Genomic DNA, 17,396 nt, shown 5'->3' with positions numbered 1-17,396 from the left:
TCAGAACGGCCGGCGCGTTGCCCCGGCCGTTCTGTTGTCTGTGGCTACTTGTCGTCGTCGCGGTTGAGCTCGGCGAGGAACTGCTCGACCTCGGCGCCCAGCTCCTCCGCTGACGGAGTGGAGCCGGCCAGGAGGCTGCCGCGGCTGACCGATCCGGCGGCTGCGTCGTACTGCGTCTCGAGCGCGTTCACCACCGCGCTTGCGTCCTCCGAGGCCTCGACCTGCTCGTCGACAAGCCGGCCGGTGACGGCGGCCTCGTCGAGCAGCGCCTTGCTCGGGAGCAGCAGACCGGTCGCCGCCGAGATCGCGTGGACCAGCGCCAGCGCGGCGCCAGGGAAGCGGTTCTCGGCCAGGTAGTGCGGGACGTGGACCGCGAAGCCCATCGCGTCCTTTCCGGCCTCGCCCAGCCGCACCTGCAGCATCGTGCCGGCGCTCGCGGGGAGCCGCATCTCGCCGTCCCAGATGTTCGACCGGGTGACCAGCTCGGGCCGGGTCGCGTGTGCGGTCAGGCCGAGCGGACGGGTGTGCGGGACGCCCATCGGGATGCCGTGGACGCCGACCGTGAGCGTCACGTTGTACCGCTCGATCAGCTGCCGGACCGCACCGGCGAACCGGTCCCAGTGGTTGTCCGGCTCGACGCCTTCGAGCAGCAGGAACTCGACGCCCGCGTCGTCCGTCAGCAGGTGCAGATTCAGCCGCGGCGGCGTGTAGTCGATGAACCGGTCCTCGGCGAACGTCACCTCAGGCCGCCGGGCCCGGTAGTCGTGCAGGAGGTCGACGTCGAACCGCGCGAGCAGCCGGCTGTGCAGCACCTCGAGCAGGTGGTCGGCCGTCACCCGGCCCGCCTGACCCGCGTCCATGAATCCGTCCAGCGAATGCACCAGCACCTTCGGCGTCGCCGCCGGGCCGGTCGCCACCGACTCGTCGACGATCTCGTAGAGGTCGTCCGGTCGCAGCATCGTCGTCTCCTTCAGCAGTGGCCAACAGGGCGGGTAGGCCCCTCTATCCTGCCCTCTTGACGTGGACAACGCCGAACGTGCGTCCCCACATTCCAGGTCTGGGATCTTTAAGGTTCTTTTCAAAATTCGACACGGGGGAAGACAGCATTGGAAAGCGCTTGCTAAGTTGGCTGGTGTGAGCAGCGAACCAGATTCCGCCCTGACCGTCATGCTGGCCATGAACGACGCCAGCCGGGCTCGCGTCCTCGTCCCCCGGGTGATGGCCCGGCTGGAGGCGACCGCGACCGTGCTCCCGGTCGGTCCCGGTACGACGTTCCTCGACGACCCGGAGATCCTGGCCGCGCTGCCCGAGGTCGACGTACTGCTGACCGGGTGGGGTTGCCCGCGGATCAGCCCGGAGGTGCTGGAGGCGGCGCCGAAGCTGCAGGCGATCCTGCACGCGGCCGGTTCGGTGAAGGCGATCGTCGCTCCGGAGGCGTTCGACCGGGGGATCCAGGTGTCGTCGGCGGCGCACGCGAACGCGCTGCCGGTGGCCGAGTTCACCGTCGCGGCCGTCGTCCTGGCCGGCAAGCGGGCGTTCCGGCTCGCGGCGCAGTACCGGATCGACCGGACGAAGACGGATCCGCACGGGATGCCGGGCAGCTACGGTACGACGGTCGGCCTGCTGGGCGCGTCCCGGATCGGCCGGATGGTCGCCGAGCGGCTGCGGAGCTTCGACCTGCAGGTGCTGATCAGCGACCCCTACCTGAGCCAGGCCGAGGCGGCCGAACTCGGTGCCGAACTGGTCGACAACGACGAGCTCTTCAGCCGCAGCGACATCCTCAGCGTGCACGCGCCACTGCTTCCGGAGACCGTTGGTCTCGTGGACGCGCGCCTGCTGGGGCTGTTGCGGGACGGTTCGGTGCTGATCAACACCGCCCGCGGCAGGATCATCGACACAGCCGCGCTCGAGCGTGAGTGCATGTCCGGCCGGATCGACGCCGTCCTCGACGTGACCGATCCGGAACCGCTGCCGCCGGACTCACCACTGCTCGACCTGCCGAACGTCTTCGTCACCCCCCACGTCGCCGGTGCCGTCGGCAACGAAATCGCCCGCCTCGGCGAACTCGCCGTCAGCGAACTCGAACGCCTCACCACCGGCCGGCCCCTACTGCACTCCATCAACCCAACCGAACTCGGGAGACTCGCATGACTGTGCTCTCGGCCGGGCCGTCGGCGCCGGCGGGGTCATGGGGCCTTGGCTCCCGGTCTTCCCTCGTCGCTCCAGTCACTTCGTTCCCTTCACTCCTCAGTCCAGACCGGGAGGCCCCATGACCCGCCTCGTCCTGCCCGACACCGACCGTGTCCTGTCCCGTCAGACCGGGTGGAGCCGGGCGCATTGGGAGGCGCTGGCTGATCACCTGCTCGACTCGCTGGTGCCGTACTTCTCGCCTGGGGCGTCGTTGATCGCGTTGCCGGGGCGGCCGAGTCGGTCCGGTACGGCGTCTGATGCGCTCGAGGGGTTTGCGCGGTCGTTCATGCTGGCCGCGTTCCGGATTGCCGGGGTGCAGGGCAAGGGGTGTGAGCAGCTGATCGAGCGGTACGCGCGCGGGGTGGCGAACGGTGCGAACCCGGATCACCCGGAGGCGTGGCTGCGGCTCACCCCGCGGTCGCAGCAAATGGTCGAGGCCGCGGCGATCGCGGTCGCGCTGCACGAGACGCGCGAGTGGATCTGGGACCGGCTCGACACCCGGGCGCAGGAGCACGTGGCGGAATGGCTCGGCGGGTTCAACGGGTCGACGACGCACGACAACAACTGGCGGCTGTTCCAGGTCGTGAGTGAACAGTTCCTCGCGTCGGTCGGAGCGCCGTACTCGCAGGAGGACATCGACGGCGGGCTGGACCGGATCGAGGACTGGTACGTCGGCGACGGCTGGTACTCGGACGGCGACGGGCAGAACTTCGACAACTACATCGGCTGGGCCATGCACCTCTACCCGGGCCTGTGGACGCGGATGGCGGCCGCCACGCCCGGTGCGGCGTACGAGGATCGGCTGAAGCTGTACCGCGAGCGGCTCCAGCTGTTCCTGGAGGACGCGGTGCATCTGGTCGGCAACGACGGCGCACCGCTGTACCAGGGCCGCTCACTGACCTACCGCATGGCTGCGGCGACGCCGTACTGGATGGGTGCGTTGCTGGACGCCACTCCCCTGGCACCCGGGCAGACGCGGCGACTGTGCTCCGGGATCGCGCGGCACTTCGTGCAGCATGGTGTGCCGGATGAGCGTGGGCTGCTGACGCTGGGGTGGTACGACACGTTCCTGCCGACCACACAGCAGTACTCCGGGCCTGGCTCGCCGTACTGGGCATCCAAGGGTTTCATCGGGCTCGTGCTGCCGCCGGAGCACCCGGTGTGGACCGATCCGGAGGGCTCGGTGCCGCTGGACGACGCAGACCAGGTACGGGCGATGCCGGCGCCGGGGTGGATCGTGCACGCGAGCCGGCACGACCAGGTGGTGCAGTTGGTGAACCACGGTGCCGACCACGCGCCGGTGGCCGAGCCTGAGGGTGTGGAGCCGGAGGGCGATCCGCACTACAACCGACTGGCGTACGCGAACCACGCGGGTCCGGAGCTGTCCGACCACGCGCCGCGGATCGACAACCTCATCTCACTGGTCGACGCGGACGGGCAGTCGAGTTCGCGCGGGCGGATCCGGCGGATCTCGGTCAGCGGGCGGACGGCGTCGTCCTGGCACAAGGCGTGGCTGGGCTCGGACGGCCCGTGGCGGATCGACACGACCTCGGTCGTGCATGATGGCTGGGAGATCCGGTGTGCGCTGGTCGAGGGGCCGGCGGGTGCGATGGTGCGGAGCGGTGGATTCGCGGTCGCTGGAGAGTCTTTGCCGGAGGCAACCGCCGGGGATCGGTGGGCGTCCGCGCGGAACGACGACGGGCTGGTCTCGGCGGTCGTCGGTCTGCACGGGTACGACGAGGCCGGAGTGCACCGTGGACTGGGTGCGAATGCCTTCGGTGCGCACTCGGCGACGCCGTACCTGATGGCTCCGCATGACGGCGAACCGCTCGTGCTAGTGAGCGCCGTGCTGCTGACCCGGGACGCGCTCCGGCCCGAGGCGCTTGCCGAAGGCATCAACGTCGCGGTGGACGGGACGACGGTGCGGATCAGTCTGCCCGGCGGTGGTGACGAGGTGGTCGAACTGGGACCGAATCGCGTGGGTTAGGAGAGCCTCGCCAACGGTGAGAAATCTACCGGTGGCCACTAGATTGACGTCATGAGCACGTACGAGAAACTTCTGCAAGAACAGATCCGTAACGAATTCACCGCCGCCCAGCAGTATGTGGCAGTGGCTGTCTGGTATGACGACCAGGATCTTCCGCAGCTGGCCTCGCACTTCTACAAGCAGTCCCTGGAAGAGCGCAACCACGCGATGATGATGGTGCAGTACCTGCTGGACAAGGACGTGCGGCCGCAGATCCCGAGCGTCGGCGAGGTCGTGTCCGACTTCAAGTCCGCGCTGGAGCCGCTGGAGCTGGCGCTGCAGCAGGAGATCACCGTCACCAAGCAGATCGAGACGCTGGCCCGGACCGCGCGGGACGAGAGCGACTACATCGGCGAACAGTTCATGCAGTGGTTCCTCAAGGAGCAGGTCGAGGAGGTCGCGGCGATGAACACGCTCGTGAACGTCGCGAAGCGGGCCGGGGACAACTTGTTCCACCTCGAGGACTTCCTGGCGCGCGAGGGCGCCGGCGACGGCGGCGCCAACGACCCGACCGCTCCCCCCATCGCGGGTGGGAAGGTCTGAGGGTCCGCAATCTCAGGTGCAGGTGATAGTCGGCGCGGGTGGTTGGCGAGCGGGCTTGTTACCAGGAGCCGCCGCCTCCGCCGCCGCCTCCGCCGCCGGAGGAGCCGCCGCTGAAGCCTGAGGAGCTGCCGCCGCCGGAGCTGCTGGATGGGGTGGGTGGGGGGTCGAAGGTGCTGGCGACGGTGCTGCTGAGGGCTCCGGCGGTCCAGCCGGAGCTGTAGTAGGACGGGCCGACGTACCAGTACGGGTCCGGGGTGATCCGCCCAGCTGCGACCAGCTGGGCGCAGACGCGCTGCCACCGATCGGCCAGGCCGAACGCGATCGCCCAGGGCAGGTACTTGCTGAAGATGTCCTCGCCCTCCTCGAAGCGCAGCTGCTCGGCCTCCGCGGTGGCCAGGTACTTCCGGAACCCGATCAACTGGTCGGCCACCGCCCGGCCGGCCGGGTTCCGCTGCCCCCGCGCCCGCTTGGCGATCCAGATGCCGATGGCAACGATCACCGCGAGCACCGGCAGCCCGATCACCACTGCCCGGCCCAGTCCCCCGGTCGCCGCGCCGACGATGGTCCCCATCAGCCCGGCGCCGAACACCCAGATCCCGATCATCGCCATACAGGCACAGCCGAAGCCGTTCTTGAACACCGGGCCGCCACCCTGCCGCGGCATCCGCAGATACCACCCGCGCTGTTTCACCTGTTCCCGCAGCGCCGCGATCATCCCGTCGTGCGCCCGCCGCATGGTGTGATCACCGACCGCACCACGCCGCAGCGCGACCGACGACCCCGGCTGCAGCGACGGGAACAGCCCGGACAGCAACATCTGCTCGTGCGGCGCCGTCGCGGCCGCCGGATTCACCAGTACGGCGTTCTGCGAGTTGCCGGTGTTCTCGATCCGTACGCCGCCCCGCACCGCCAGCTCGATCAGCGTCGCGGCGGTCTCGGTGGTGTTCGCCTTGGCATCGATCAGCAGACCACCCTCGGCGACCGGTATGCGCGGCGGCGAGAACGCGACCGGGATCTGGTCCTCGGACAGCTCGTCCTTGACCGGCTGCGCGACCATCCCGTCCGGCGGGAACGTCCCCGGCGGCAGGCCGGCGAACCGCTGGTCCGGGCTGCCCTTCTTCGCGTAGAGCAGCGCGCCCGCGAGCGCGATCACCGTCGCCGCGATCGAGGTGATCAGCGTGGGCACGGTGATGCCCTCCCGCTCCATCCAGCTCGGCGGGTCGACCAGGATCGGGGTGTCGTTGCTGACCACGCCGGCCTTGATCCCGGCCACGATGGTCAGCTGTTCACCGCGGGGCAGGTCGCTCGCGCTGAAGACGCCCTTCCCACCGCTGACCGTCTTCTGCGGGCAGTCCTGCGTCGATCCCGCCGTACCGGTGAAGCACTCGACCTGCGTGACACCTTCGGGCACGGTGACGTTGACCGTGACCTGGTTGAGGACGGCCTCCCAGCTGGAGCCGGTCGCGTCCCAGTACAGCTCACTGTGGTCGTCGAAGTGCCGGAGCGCGCCGCGGACGTCGTACGTGATCACGTACGTCGCGTTGTACCCGGAGATCGTCTCGTCCTCGGAGCCGATCTTGATCCGCAGCGTCTGGTAGCGGTCGTGGTTCGACTTGGTCGTCTCGGTGCTGAAGTCGGCCCGCGCGTCAGGGCTCTCCACCTTGATGTTGGAGACCTGGTACTCCTGGTCCTTCGAATCGTCGTCCCGCCACGGTTCGCGGATGACCAGGTCGCGGTAGATGCCGTGCCGGCCGGTGCTGCCGAAGTTGTAGGCGATCGTCTCCTTCACCTGGAGAACGCCGTCCGGAGTCACCGTGTAGTCGATCTGGAAGCTCTTCACCTCGTCGCCGGGGGCGGCGGAGGCGGATGTGGCGAAACCGGCCAGCGCCAGTGCGGTGATGAGGATGGTGATCGCGGTGACGAGGGCCCTTCGCATGCGGTGACAGTACCGACAGCCAGGGTCGGTGGTGGGGACCACGCTGACATGTCAGGAGAAAACGCCACCGGATGGCTCTTGTGCTGAGTGGCCGTTGGGGGAATCGTGGGTGGACCAGGAGGAACGTCATGGCAGACAAGACGAACACTTCCCAGGGCACCGGAGCCGCCCCCGCTGTGGACAGCCCGGCCGCCATCCGCAACGTGGTGCTCGTCGGCCCGTCCGGAGCCGGCAAGACCACCCTCGTCGAGGCCCTGCTGGTGGCCTCCGGCGTCCTGAACAGACCCGGCACCGTCCTGGACGGCACCACGGTCTGCGACTTCGACGACGCCGAGATCCGCCAGCAGCGGTCGGTCGGGCTCTCACTGGCCTCACTGCCGCACGACGGAATCAAGGTCAACCTGATCGACACCCCCGGGTACGCGGATTTCGTCGGCGAACTCCGGGCCGGACTCCGGGCCGCCGACTGCGCCCTGTTCGTCATCTCGGCGAGCGAGGGCGTCGACGAGCCGACCAAGACGCTGTGGCACGAGTGCGACCAGGTCGGCATGCCGCGGGCCGTCGTGATCACCAAACTCGACCACGCCCGGGCGAACTACCAGAACGCACTCGCCGCCGCGCAGGCCGCGTTCGGTGACAAGGTGCTACCGCTCTACCTGCCCGCTGGTGACGGGCTGATCGGGCTGCTGTCCCAGACGTACTACGAGTACCGAGAAGGCAAACGGTCCACCTCGGCGCCGGACGCGTCGTACGAGGACCAGATCGAGGAGCTCCGCGGCACGCTGATCGAGGGCATCATCGAGGAGTCCGAGGACGAGTCGCTGATGGACCGTTACCTCGGCGGCGAGGAGATGGACCACAAGGTGCTGATCGAGGACCTCGAGCGCGCGGTCGCCCGGGGCTCGTTCTTCCCGGTCATCCCGGTCTGCAGCGGGACCGGCGTCGGCACCCAGGAACTGCTCGAGGTCGCGACCAGCGGCTTCCCGTCGCCACCCGAGCACACCCTGCCGGAGGTGTTCACGCCGCACGGCGTACCGCGCAAGGCGATGGCCTGCGACCCGAGCGGACCGCTGCTCGCCGAGGTGGTGAAGACGACGTCGGACCCGTACGTCGGCAGGGTGAGCCTGGTCCGGGTGTTCTCCGGCACCATCAGGCCCGACACGACGGTTCACGTGTCGGGCCATTTCACGTCGTTCTTCGGTGCGAGCTCGCATGCCGACCACGACGAGGACGAGCGGATCGGCACGCTGTCGTTCCCGCTCGGCAAGGTGCAGCGACCGGCGTCCGCGGTGGTCGCGGGCGACCTGTGCGCGATCGGGCGGCTGACCCGGGCGGAGACCGGTGACACGCTGTCCGACAAGGCGGACCCGCTGCTGCTGAGGCCGTGGACGATGCCCGAGCCGTTGCTGCCGATCGCCGTCCAGGCACATGCCAAGACGGACGAGGACAAGCTGAGTGTCGGGTTGCAGCGGCTGGCGGCCGAGGACCCGACCCTGCGGATCGAGCAGAACCCGGAGACGCACCAGATCGTGCTGTGGTGCATGGGTGAGGCGCACTCGGACGTCGTACTCGATGCCTTGGCGAACCGGTACGGCGTGACCGTCGACACCGTGGAGCTGCGGGTACCGCTGCGGGAGACGTTCGGCGGGAAGGCCAAGGGGCACGGGCGGCATGTGAAGCAGTCCGGCGGCCACGGTCAGTACGCCGTCTGCGACATCGAGGTGGAGCCGCTGCCGGAGGGGTCCGACTTCGAGTTCGTCGACAAGGTGGTCGGCGGGGCGGTGCCGCGGCAGTTCATCCCGAGCGTGGAGAAGGGTGTCCGGGCCCAGATGGAGAAGGGTGTCGCCGCCGGCTATCCGATGGTCAACATCCGGGTCACGCTGCTCGACGGGAAGGCGCACAGCGTCGACTCGTCGGACATGGCGTTCCAGATGGCCGGCGGGCTGGCGCTGCGCGAGGCAGCGTCCGCCACGAAGGTGAGCCTGCTGGAGCCGGTGGACCTGGTGTCGGTGCTGGTGCCGGACGAGTTGGTCGGTCCGGTGATGAGCGACCTGTCGGGCCGGCGCGGGCGACTGCTCGGTACGGACAAGGTCGGCGAGGACCGCACGCTGGTGAAGGCCGAGGTGCCGCAGGTGGAGATCACCCGCTACGCCATCGACCTGCGGTCTCTCTCCCACGGCGCCGCGTCGTTCACGCGGTCGTTCTCCCGCTACGACCCGATGCCCGAGTCGGCGGCGGCGAAGGTGAAGTCTGGTTAGTTAACTGAGGCGGCGACGGACGTCGCGGGTACGCAGGTACGCCGCGACGTCGTCGTACCGCTCGCTCTGGTTGGCGAACTCGATGTAGGACCGGACGCGGTGCAGCCAGTCGAGCGTCGACGGCTTCACCGTGGGCAGCACCTCGGTGAGGTGACGCATGGACAGCGGCGGCTCGCCACCGCTGCTCAGCGCCTCGTCGATCACCCGGTCGATACCGCGCTCGATCAGCGCGCGCAGGTCCGCGCCGCTGAACATCGGTGTCTGCCCGGCCAGCGCCTTCAGATCCAGCCCGTCCGCCGGGACGTCCTTGACCAGCACGCTCAGGATGTCGGACCGCGCGGGCTCGTCCGGCGGCGGTACGAAGACGACCCGGTCGAACCGGCCCGGCCGGAGCATCGCCTCGTCCACGTCCCAGGGCGCGTTGGTCGCCGCGAGGACGAGCAGGCCGTCGTTCTCGGAGCCGATCGCGTCCAGTTCCTGCAGCAGTACGTCGACCAGCCGGCGCGCCGAGGATCCGCCGTGCTTGTGCCGGGCGAAGGCCAGCGCGTCGAGCTCGTCCAGGAACAGCACGCACGGCGCGTTCGCCCGGGCGCGCTCGAAGGCGGCGTGCAGGTTGCGCTCGGAGACGCCCAGGTACGGGTCCATCACGTCCTCGATCCGGACGTTGACGAACGGCAGCCCGCACTCCCCCGCGGTCGCCCGGGCCAGCAGCGTCTTCCCACAGCCCGGCGGCCCGTAGAGCATCACGCCGCCGCCGGACTTCCGGCCGTACTTCTCGTACAGCTCGGGCCGGCTCAGCGGCAGGATCACCATCCGGTGGATGACCCGCTTGATGTCGTCCATCCCGCCGACCTGGTCGAAGGTGGTCGTCTCCTTCGGCGTGTCCACCTCGTACGGCGTCTCGGCCTCGGGACCGACCTTGATCTTGACCCCGCTCCGCTCGGCGATCATCTCGTCGACCAGCTGCTGCAGCCGCCCGGTCCCCTCGACCACACCCTGCTGGCGGGCCGCCTCGAGGAGGTTCCGCAGCAAGGCGAGCCGCCCGTTGGCAGCCGCCAGCTCACCGACCGGCACGAACTGGTCGTCGGGCAACCCCTGCTGATCGAGCAGTACGACGTACTGATCCAAAGCCGACTCGATGTCCTGAGCCGCCACCAGCGACTCGGCCAGAACGAGCCGGAGCAGTACGTCGTCCGGGTTCGCCTCGACCGCCTTCCGCAGTGCGGCGATGCGGTCATTCATGATCCCCACCTCCTGTTGATCCAGCGGCGGAGTAGGGGCGGGGCCACCCAGGAGTAGATGCAGAAGCCGAACCAGCCGATCGCTGCGACGAACGCGAGTGGTGCCAGGCCGGCCAGGCGGAGTCCGTAGATGACCGCGACCGCGCCGACCCAGACGACCAGCGGGTTGAACCGCTGGAACGGGCGGAGCGGGCGCATCAGCGGGTGGTTGATCAGCTTCGCTTCGCGGGCGGCCGCGCGCAGGTCCGGGTCGCCGGGTTGCGAGGCAGCCGCGGAGGCGAACGAGTTGTAGCCCGATCGCGAGTCGCCGGTGAGCATCGACGACGTACCGTGCAGGGCCCGCGCGCCCGGGTCCTCGGGGTCGTGTGAGAGAGCCTCGGTGCTGTGGCGGTGCATGTCGCGGTCCTTGCCGAGTGCGAACGCGACCTGGGCGCGGGCGGCCGAGACCGCGGCGCTCTCGGGTGCGTGCGAGGCGGCTCGCTCGACCAGGGCGCTCGCCTTCTCGGCCTGTCCGGCGGCGAGGCAGACGTGCGCGTAACCGATCAGGAGGTCCGGGTCGTTCGGGTCCAGGCTCAGACCTTGGAGGAATGCGCCCTCAGCCTCCGGCAGGCGACCCTCGGCGCGCAGTGAGGAGCCGAGGACGTGCAGCAGCGGGAGGAACGGCCCGTGCTGGGCCAGACCGGCCTTCAGTACGTCGACGGCCTCGGCGTTGCGGTCGAGCGCATGCAGGGCAGCGCCGCGGAACAGGAACGCGCGGTAGTCGACCGCGGCGTCACCCCAGAGGCCCTGGAGCTCGTCGAGGGTGCGTTCGGGGTGGCCGATCCGCAGCCAATGGCCGGCCATCTGGAGACGGGCCTCGGTTGGTTCGTTCACAGCACACCGTCCACGAGAGCCGCGATCAGAATCTGGACCGCGACGCCGCCGACGGTCGCAGCGATGCCGGGGCCCCAGAGCGGGCGGTAGTCCGTGCCACGGAGCTGGAACGCGCGGTCCATCGGCCGCTGGATCCGCTGCTGGACGTAACTGCACACCATGGCGATCGCCGTGACCACCACGCTCGGCACCGGCGTCTCGTCGTACTCGCCGAAGGGCAGGGCGAGCGCGATCGTCACCGCGACCAGGCCGGCCGCGCCGGTGAGCAGGATCAGGCGGCGCCCGGCCGCGTCCACGCCGAGCCGGCGGGCGTTGAGGAACGCGATTACCGTCGATGCGATCGCGCCGCCGAAGAAGGCGACGTACGTCTGCGACATCAGCCGCCACGGACGTACCTTCAGGTCCACGCCGGCGCCGATGGTCGGGCGCAGCAGTTCGTCCGGCATGGGGCTCCTCGGTGGGCCTCAGGGGTGGGCAGGATCCGGCCCGCGCAGTGTAACGCCAGCGTGGGCACTAGCCTGGGCCGATGACCGAGAACTGTCTTTTCTGCGGGATCGTGGCCGGGACCATTCCGTCGACGCAGGTCGCGTCGAACGACCGGGCGATCGCGTTCATGGACATCAACCCGGCGACGGCCGGCCACCTGCTCGTGGTGCCGCGCGCCCACTCGACCGACCTCCGCGAGGCCGACGCCGAGGACCTGATCGCAGCGACTCTGCTGGCCCAGTCGCTGGTGAGCCGGGTCATCGAGCGCCTCAACGCGGATGGCGCCAACCTGCTCAGCTGCATCGGCGCCACGGCGTGGCAGAGCGTGTTCCACACTCATCTACACGTGGTCCCGCGCTACGAGGACGACCCGCTGCGGCTCCCCTGGCACCCGACTCCCGGCGACATGGAGCAAATCCAGGCAACCGCCGCCAAGCTCGTGTAACACTTCCGCACCTCATGACACTGCAGAGCTGACCGGATAACCCCAGCCCTGCAGAGGTAGTCATGTCGAACGCAGTCACCACAGCACCTGTAGAGCAATGCGCCGTGCCCGCGAGCGGGCTGAGGCGGCGGCTGGGTCCGCTGTGGGTCGGCACCTTTCTGCAGGGGTTTGCTCTGTGGGTGCCGGTGGAGAAGTTGTTTATGAGCGAGATCGGGTTTGATGCGGCGACGATCGGGGTGATGGTTGCTGCGTATGCCGCGCTCATCCCGCTGGCGGAGGTCGCCTCGGGGATTCTCGCGGATCGGTGGTCGCGGCGCGGGGTGCTGATGCTGGCTGGTGTCGCGATGCTGGTGAGCGTGTCTGTCGGCGCGGTGAGTCAGAACGTCACGACCTACATCGTCGCCGCTCTGCTCTTCGGGCTGTACTTCGCGATGTGGTCCGGGACGATCGAGGCGGTCGTGTACGACGTGGTGCTCGAGGAGACCGGGAACGGCGACGGGTACGAGCGGCAGATCGGTCGGGTCCGGTTCGTCGAGAGCGTGGCGCTGGTGTTGAGTGCGCTGGCCGGCGGATGGCTCGCCTCGGTCCTCTCGACCCGGGCGACGTACTTCCTGACCGTGCCGTTCGTGGTGTTCTACCTGGTCGCGTTGAGCCGGTTCTGCGAGCCTCGGCTGCACCAAGCCAGTGAACGGACCTCGTTGCGGGAGCACCTCGCCGTCACCTACCGCGCGATCACGCACCGCGGGCGGCTCGTCCCGATCGCGGCGGCGTCGATCATGGCCGCGATGATCCTGCAGGCGATGTTCGAGTTCGGGCCGCTGTGGCTCCTCACGCTCAAGGCGTCCGCGGTGTTCTACGGACCGTTCTGGGCGCTGCTGGTCGCGACGCTCGGTGTCGGCGGCTTGCTGGCCGGCCGCCTTCGTCTCGATCGACCGATTCCGGTGGCGATCGTCGTACTGGTCATGCTCGCCTCCTGCCTGACACTGACGAGCAGCCGCGACCTCGCGGCGTTGACGGTCGCGATGGTCGCGCTCACCTTCCTGCTCGTGGTGATCGGGATCCACGTCAGCCGGTTGATGCACGACGCCGTACCGTCGACGATCCGCACCGGGGTGGCGTCCGGCATCGGTGCGGTGTCGTGGCTGGTGTTCACGCCGTTCGCGCTGCTGTTCGGTGCCGTGAGCAAACAGTTCGGCGTCTACGTGTCCGGGTGGATGCTGACCGGCGCGGTCGCGCTGGCCGGTGCGGCGCTCGTCTGGGTCCGGCACCGTGCTCCACTACGCTGAGTCGGTGGCTGGGTTGCCGGCGGACGACGTACTGGCCGAGCGGTTGCGAAGCGGGGACGAGGACGCGTTCGCGCTGCTGCTGGACGGGTGGTCGGGCGGGATGCTGCGGGTGGCGCGGTCGTTCGTTTCGACCGAGGAGTCGGCCGCGGAGGTCGTGCAGGAGACCTGGCTCGCGGTGGTCGAGGGCATCGAGGGGTTCGAGGGCCGGTCGTCGTTGAAGACCTGGGTCTACCGGATCCTCACCAACACGGCCAAGCGGCGCGGCACCCGAGAACACAAGGTCGTTCCGATGAGCAGCGTGGACGATTCGGGCCCGACCGTCGATCCGAGCCGCTTCCGCCCGGCCGGCGATCCGTTCCCCGGCCACTGGTGGGACTTCCCGCCGGCCTGGCCTGCGCCGGAGCAGGGACTCCTGAGCGGGGAGGTCCGGGAGCGCCTCAGCGAAGCACTCACCGAACTCCCCGAGCGCCAGCGGCTGGTCGTCGTACTGCGGGATGTCGAAGGACGCCCGTACGACGAAGTGTGCGAGCTGCTCGGGATCACCGCGGCGAACCAACGAGTGCTGCTGCATCGGGCACGGGCGTATTTACGCGGCAAACTGGAGGAGTACTACATGCAGGAAGGTGAAGCGTCATGAGCGACCTCGACTGCCGGGAGTTCGTCGAGTTGGTCACGTCCTACCTCGAGGGCGGGATGGACGCCCAGGCGGAGCAGGACTTCATCGACCATCTGGCGCTGTGCGACGGCTGCGAGCGCTATCTCGACCAGATGCGCCAGACGACACAGGTCCTGACCGACCTGCCCGCCGACACTCTCCCGGGTGACGCTCGCAGCGCGTTGCTCAACGCCTTCCGCTCCCGCCGCTGATCATTTGAGACCCGCGAAGAACTCGCGGAGGTCGCCCAGCAGCAGGTCGGGCGCGTCCTGGGTGGCCCAGTGGCTGCCGCGGTCGAACTCGTGCCACGACACGATGTTCGCGTGGTCCCGCTCGGCGAACCGCCGCAGCGGGCGGAAGTCGAACGCGAAGCTCGCCAGCCCGGTCGGCGCCGTGGTCGGCCCCGTCGGATGCTCGGCGTGCTTGTCCTCGTAGTAGAACCGCGCCGAGGACGCACCGGTGTTCGTCAGCCAGTAGATCGTCGCGTTGGTGAGCACATGCTCATCACTGCACCCGCTCAGCAGCTGCGCGATCCACGCGAGCTGACCGGTCGGTGAATCGGCCAGCGCATGGGCCACGTTCTGCGGCGCCTGCTCCTGCAGCTTCGCGTACGCACCCAGGTTCTCGTTGAAGAACTGGAGGAACTGCAGATACCCCTGTTCCTCCTCCGTCAGGTTCTCCAGCTCGGCCGGATCACCGCTCGGGAACGAGAACAGCTGCGTCACGTGTACGCCGATCACGTGCTCCGGATCGACCCTCCCGACCTCCGGCGACACGTACGAACCACCGTCGTTGCCGTGCGCGCCGTACCGCTCGTAGCCGAGCCGGCGCATCAGCTCGGCCCAGGCGGCCGCGACGCGATAGCGGTTCCACCCCTTCTCACGGGTCGGGCCGGAGAAGCCGAAGCCGGGGATGCTCGGGATGACCAGGTGGAAGGCCTGCTCGCCGTTCGACGGCGCGGTGAGCGGTTCGATCAGGTCGACGTACTCGAGGAACGTGTTCGGCCAGCCGTGGGTGAGGATCAGCGGGATCGCGTCCGGGTCGGCCGAGCGGACGTGCAGGAAGTGGACGTCCTGCCCGTCGATCTCGGTGACGAACTGCGGGTAGGAGTTCAGCCGCTCCTCCACCTTGCGCCAGTCGTACGACGTCAGCCACTGGTCAGTGAGGCGTCGCACGTAGGACAGCGGGACGCCGTACTCCCACTCGGGCGGCAGCGGTCCGGTCTGTACGGCGTTCGAGTAGTCGATCTCGAGTTCGTTGGCCCAGCGGGTCCGAGCCAGGCGGTCGCGCAGGTCGTCCAGGTCGGCCTGCGGAATGTCGATGCGGAACGGTCGGATCTCGGTGTTGTTCGTCATACTGCAACGCTAGGACTTCATTAGGCGGGTTAGCTTCCTAATGGTCTGGCAGAGTTGTGGGCATGATCGAGACCTCCGCTCGGCTGCTCAAGTTGCTGACTCTGCTGCAGTCTCCCCGCGACTGGACCGGCGCTGAGCTCGCCGAGAAGCTGCAGGTGAGCCCGCGGACTGTGCGGAGCGACATCGAGCGGCTGCGCGGGCTGGGCTATCCCGTGGACGCAACACGTGGCTCGGTGGGCGGCTACCGGTTGGGCGCGGGTGGGACGCTGCCGCCGCTGCTGCTGGACGACGACGAGGCTGTAGCGGTCGTTATCGGGCTGCGGAAGGCTGGGGGCGTTGCGGGTGTGGAGGAGATGTCGCTGCGGGCTCTGACCAAGCTGGAGCAGGTGCTGCCGTCCCGGCTGCGTCGTCGGGTGAACACGCTGGCCAGCTACACCGTGCAGGTGCCGCCGGATGGTGAGGGCCCACAGGTCGATCCGTCGCTGCTGACGCAGTTGGCCGGGTTGTGCCGGGATCGGGAGCAGTTGCGGTTCGACTACTCGTCTCACGGCGGAGACTGGACGCTGCGCCGGGTCGAGCCGCATCGGCTGGTCAACTGGGGTCGGCGGTGGTACTTGGTCGCCTTCGACCTGGAGAAGCAGGACTGGCGAACCTTTCGGGTCGACCGGGTGCAGCCACGGATCCCGACCGGGCCGCGCTTCAGTCCTCGCGAGTTGCCCGAGGGTGGCGACGTGGCGGCGTACGTGTCGCGGCGGGCGTCTGCTGCGGCTTGGCGGTACCGAGCGTCAGTCGTCGTACACCTCTCGGCCGGAGTGCTCGCGGATCGGCTCACTCCTGCCGCGGGGACAGTGGAGCCGCTAAGCGAGACGACCTGCCTGTTCGAGACCGGGGCTGACTCAGTGCAGAGCCTGGCAGTCCACCTCAGCCTGCTCGACGCGGACTTCGTCGTACGGGAAGGGCCTGCGGAGCTGACGGATTACCTGGACCGGCTTGCGGAGCGCTACCGCCGGGCGACGAGCTCGTAGACGGACAGCAGCTCCGGCAGCAGCACCGACCAGTTATACCGCTGTACGGCGCTCAGTCCGGCCAGACGAAGCTTGTGGCGTTCGTCAGGCGTACTCAGAAGGCGCAATGCGCGCGTGGTGAGCTCATCGGCGTCCCCTGGTTCGAACAACTCCCCCAGCCGGCCACCGTCCAGCACCTGCCGGAACGCGGCGAGGTCACTCGCGAGCACCGGCGCGCCGGCCGCCATCGCCTCGAGCAGAACGATGCCGAAGCTCTCACCGCCAAGATGCGGCGCGACGTACAGGTCCGACCCAGCGAGCATGTCGGCGCGGGCCTGGTCATCGACGGCGCCCAGGAAGAGCACGTTGCCGCGACAGCGCTCCGGCAGCGAGCGCCGGGCCTCGTCCGCCTGACCGGTGCCGGCCACGAGCACCCGGAGCTGAGGACGTTCGGCGACCAACGCGGGCACGGCCTTCAGCAGGACGCCGAGTCCCTTGCGGGGTTCGTCCATCCGGCCGAGGAAGCTGATCGTGCCGTCGTCACCCAGCCACTCCGGGCGCGGGGTGCCCTGGAATCGGTCGGTGTAGAGGCCGTTGGGGATGACGACCGCCTCGCCGCCGATGTGCTGGACCATCATCGAGCGCGCGTTCTCCGAGACGGCGATCCGGGCGTCGATCTTCTCCAGCGCCGGGCGGAGCAGCCCGGCCGCGGCACTCATCGCGCGGGACCGGACCTGCCAGGTGTGGAAGGTGGCCACGAACGGCCCGCCGGCCGACCACAGCGCGATGATCGACGCGCTCGGGGTGGTCGGCTCGTGCACGTGGATGACGTCGAAATGGCCCTCGGACAGCCAGCTCTTCACCCGGGCGGCGGTGCGCGGGCCGAACGTGACGCGGGCGACGGAGCCGTTGTACGGGACCCCGACAGCGCGGCCGGACGAGACGACGTACGGCGGGACCGCGTCGGAGTCGTCGACGGGTGCGAGGACAGAGACCTGGTGGCCGAGGGCCAGCAGGGCCTCGGCGAGGTCGCGGACGTGGTTCTGCACCCCGCCGGGCGTGCCCAGCGAGTACGGGCACACCACACCGATCCTCACG

16 protein-coding genes are annotated in these 17,396 nt (G+C 69.1%); 9 read left to right on the top strand and 7 right to left on the bottom strand.

Features of this window, described 5'->3' with window-relative positions; genetic code table 11:
- Window positions 1-44: 44 nt before the first annotated feature.
- Window positions 45-959, bottom strand: a complete 915-nt coding sequence (locus tag ACGFIF_RS06525) for a proteasome assembly chaperone family protein (RefSeq protein WP_393152110.1) — start codon at window positions 957-959, stop codon at window positions 45-47.
- Window positions 960-1,134: 175 nt separating this feature from the next.
- Here ACGFIF_RS06525 and ACGFIF_RS06520 point away from each other — a divergent pair, with 175 nt between their 5' ends.
- From ACGFIF_RS06520 to ACGFIF_RS06510, 3 genes are all read left to right on the top strand, one after another.
- On the top strand, window positions 1,135-2,151 hold the full coding sequence (locus tag ACGFIF_RS06520; RefSeq protein ID WP_393152108.1) for a hydroxyacid dehydrogenase: 1,017 nt from the start codon (window positions 1,135-1,137) through the stop codon (window positions 2,149-2,151).
- Window positions 2,152-2,269: 118 nt separating this feature from the next.
- On the top strand, window positions 2,270-4,177 hold the full coding sequence (locus tag ACGFIF_RS06515) for a DUF2264 domain-containing protein (RefSeq protein ID WP_393152106.1): 1,908 nt from the start codon (window positions 2,270-2,272) through the stop codon (window positions 4,175-4,177).
- A gap of 51 nt (window positions 4,178-4,228) precedes the next feature.
- Window positions 4,229-4,759 (top strand): ferritin, encoded by a 531-nt coding sequence (locus tag ACGFIF_RS06510; RefSeq protein WP_393152104.1) that lies wholly within the window; start codon window positions 4,229-4,231, stop codon window positions 4,757-4,759.
- Window positions 4,760-4,817: 58 nt separating this feature from the next.
- Here the strand turns inward: ACGFIF_RS06510 and ACGFIF_RS06505 are convergent, their stop codons facing one another.
- On the bottom strand, window positions 4,818-6,695 hold the full coding sequence (locus ACGFIF_RS06505; RefSeq protein ID WP_393152102.1) for a DUF2207 domain-containing protein: 1,878 nt from the start codon (window positions 6,693-6,695) through the stop codon (window positions 4,818-4,820).
- A 128-nt stretch (window positions 6,696-6,823) separates the two neighbouring features.
- Between ACGFIF_RS06505 and ACGFIF_RS06500 the strand changes: the two genes are divergently transcribed.
- Window positions 6,824-8,953 carry an elongation factor G-like protein EF-G2 gene (locus ACGFIF_RS06500; RefSeq protein ID WP_393152100.1) on the top strand — a complete coding sequence of 710 codons (2,130 nt, stop codon included), beginning with the start codon at window positions 6,824-6,826 and terminating at the stop codon, window positions 8,951-8,953.
- Here the strand turns inward: ACGFIF_RS06500 and ACGFIF_RS06495 are convergent, their stop codons facing one another.
- From ACGFIF_RS06495 to ACGFIF_RS06485, 3 genes are read right to left on the bottom strand one after another with little or no spacing between them, the layout of a single operon-like run.
- The gene (locus tag ACGFIF_RS06495; RefSeq protein WP_393152098.1) at window positions 8,954-10,195 is read right to left on the bottom strand and encodes a tetratricopeptide repeat protein; all 1,242 of its coding nucleotides are present in this window, start codon (window positions 10,193-10,195) and stop codon (window positions 8,954-8,956) included. It lies immediately after the preceding gene.
- Entirely contained in the window at window positions 10,192-11,067 is an 876-nt protein-coding gene (locus ACGFIF_RS06490; protein WP_393152096.1) for a tetratricopeptide repeat protein, read from the bottom strand. Before ACGFIF_RS06490 ends, ACGFIF_RS06495 begins: the two co-directional genes overlap by 4 nt.
- Window positions 11,064-11,513, bottom strand: coding sequence for a hypothetical protein (locus tag ACGFIF_RS06485; protein ID WP_393152094.1), 450 nt, complete (start codon window positions 11,511-11,513; stop codon window positions 11,064-11,066). Before ACGFIF_RS06485 ends, ACGFIF_RS06490 begins: the two co-directional genes overlap by 4 nt.
- An 80-nt stretch (window positions 11,514-11,593) precedes the next feature.
- On the opposite strand from ACGFIF_RS06485, the gene ACGFIF_RS06480 reads away from it, so the two are divergent.
- The 4 genes from ACGFIF_RS06480 to ACGFIF_RS06465 all read left to right on the top strand — a co-directional run bounded on the left by ACGFIF_RS06480 (window position 11,594) and on the right by ACGFIF_RS06465 (window position 14,151).
- Window positions 11,594-11,998: an HIT family protein gene (locus ACGFIF_RS06480; RefSeq protein WP_393152092.1), complete on the top strand. Its 405-nt coding sequence runs from the start codon at window positions 11,594-11,596 to the stop codon at window positions 11,996-11,998.
- Window positions 11,999-12,060: 62 nt separating this feature from the next.
- Entirely contained in the window at window positions 12,061-13,284 is a 1,224-nt protein-coding gene (locus tag ACGFIF_RS06475) for an MFS transporter (protein ID WP_393152090.1), read from the top strand.
- A gap of 4 nt (window positions 13,285-13,288) precedes the next feature.
- A complete protein-coding gene (locus ACGFIF_RS06470) occupies window positions 13,289-13,921 on the top strand; it encodes an RNA polymerase sigma factor (protein ID WP_393152088.1) in 633 nt (210 codons plus the stop codon).
- Window positions 13,918-14,151 (top strand): anti-sigma factor family protein, encoded by a 234-nt coding sequence (locus tag ACGFIF_RS06465; protein WP_393152086.1) that lies wholly within the window; start codon window positions 13,918-13,920, stop codon window positions 14,149-14,151. Before ACGFIF_RS06470 ends, ACGFIF_RS06465 begins: the two co-directional genes overlap by 4 nt.
- Here ACGFIF_RS06465 and ACGFIF_RS06460 read toward each other — a convergent pair whose 3' ends face one another.
- Window positions 14,152-15,294, bottom strand: a complete 1,143-nt coding sequence (locus ACGFIF_RS06460; protein ID WP_393152084.1) for an epoxide hydrolase family protein — start codon at window positions 15,292-15,294, stop codon at window positions 14,152-14,154.
- A gap of 62 nt (window positions 15,295-15,356) precedes the next feature.
- Between ACGFIF_RS06460 and ACGFIF_RS06455 the strand changes: the two genes are divergently transcribed.
- The gene (locus ACGFIF_RS06455) at window positions 15,357-16,319 is read left to right on the top strand and encodes a helix-turn-helix transcriptional regulator (protein ID WP_393152082.1); all 963 of its coding nucleotides are present in this window, start codon (window positions 15,357-15,359) and stop codon (window positions 16,317-16,319) included.
- On the opposite strand, the gene ACGFIF_RS06450 is transcribed toward ACGFIF_RS06455, so the two are convergent.
- Window positions 16,295-17,395, bottom strand: a complete 1,101-nt coding sequence (locus ACGFIF_RS06450) for a glycosyltransferase family 4 protein (protein ID WP_393152080.1) — start codon at window positions 17,393-17,395, stop codon at window positions 16,295-16,297. The genes ACGFIF_RS06455 and ACGFIF_RS06450 overlap by 25 nt on opposite strands.
- Between the last annotated feature and the right edge of the window lies 1 nt (window position 17,396).

Source organism: Kribbella sp. NPDC049174, assembly GCF_043197365.1.
Lineage (GTDB): Bacteria > Actinomycetota > Actinomycetes > Propionibacteriales > Kribbellaceae > Kribbella.
The sequence above is the reverse complement of the archived record's forward strand: the minus strand, read 5'-3'. Positions and strand labels throughout refer to the sequence as shown.

Bases quoted from the DNA above. Each gene is read 5' to 3' on its own strand.
- ACGFIF_RS06525 (WP_393152110.1), bottom strand. From the start codon at position 959: ATGCTGCGACCGGACGACCTCTACGAGATCGTCGACGAGTCGGTGGCG.
- ACGFIF_RS06515 (WP_393152106.1), top strand. From the start codon at position 2,270: ATGACCCGCCTCGTCCTGCCCGACACCGACCGTGTCCTGTCCCGTCAG.
- ACGFIF_RS06510 (WP_393152104.1), top strand. From the start codon at position 4,229: ATGAGCACGTACGAGAAACTTCTGCAAGAACAGATCCGTAACGAATTC.
- ACGFIF_RS06505 (WP_393152102.1), bottom strand. From the start codon at position 6,695: ATGCGAAGGGCCCTCGTCACCGCGATCACCATCCTCATCACCGCACTG.
- ACGFIF_RS06500 (WP_393152100.1), top strand. From the start codon at position 6,824: ATGGCAGACAAGACGAACACTTCCCAGGGCACCGGAGCCGCCCCCGCT.
- ACGFIF_RS06495 (WP_393152098.1), bottom strand. From the start codon at position 10,195: ATGAATGACCGCATCGCCGCACTGCGGAAGGCGGTCGAGGCGAACCCG.
- ACGFIF_RS06485 (WP_393152094.1), bottom strand. From the start codon at position 11,513: ATGCCGGACGAACTGCTGCGCCCGACCATCGGCGCCGGCGTGGACCTG.
- ACGFIF_RS06480 (WP_393152092.1), top strand. From the start codon at position 11,594: ATGACCGAGAACTGTCTTTTCTGCGGGATCGTGGCCGGGACCATTCCG.
- ACGFIF_RS06475 (WP_393152090.1), top strand. From the start codon at position 12,061: ATGTCGAACGCAGTCACCACAGCACCTGTAGAGCAATGCGCCGTGCCC.
- ACGFIF_RS06465 (WP_393152086.1), top strand. From the start codon at position 13,918: ATGAGCGACCTCGACTGCCGGGAGTTCGTCGAGTTGGTCACGTCCTAC.
- ACGFIF_RS06460 (WP_393152084.1), bottom strand. From the start codon at position 15,294: ATGACGAACAACACCGAGATCCGACCGTTCCGCATCGACATTCCGCAG.
- ACGFIF_RS06455 (WP_393152082.1), top strand. From the start codon at position 15,357: ATGATCGAGACCTCCGCTCGGCTGCTCAAGTTGCTGACTCTGCTGCAG.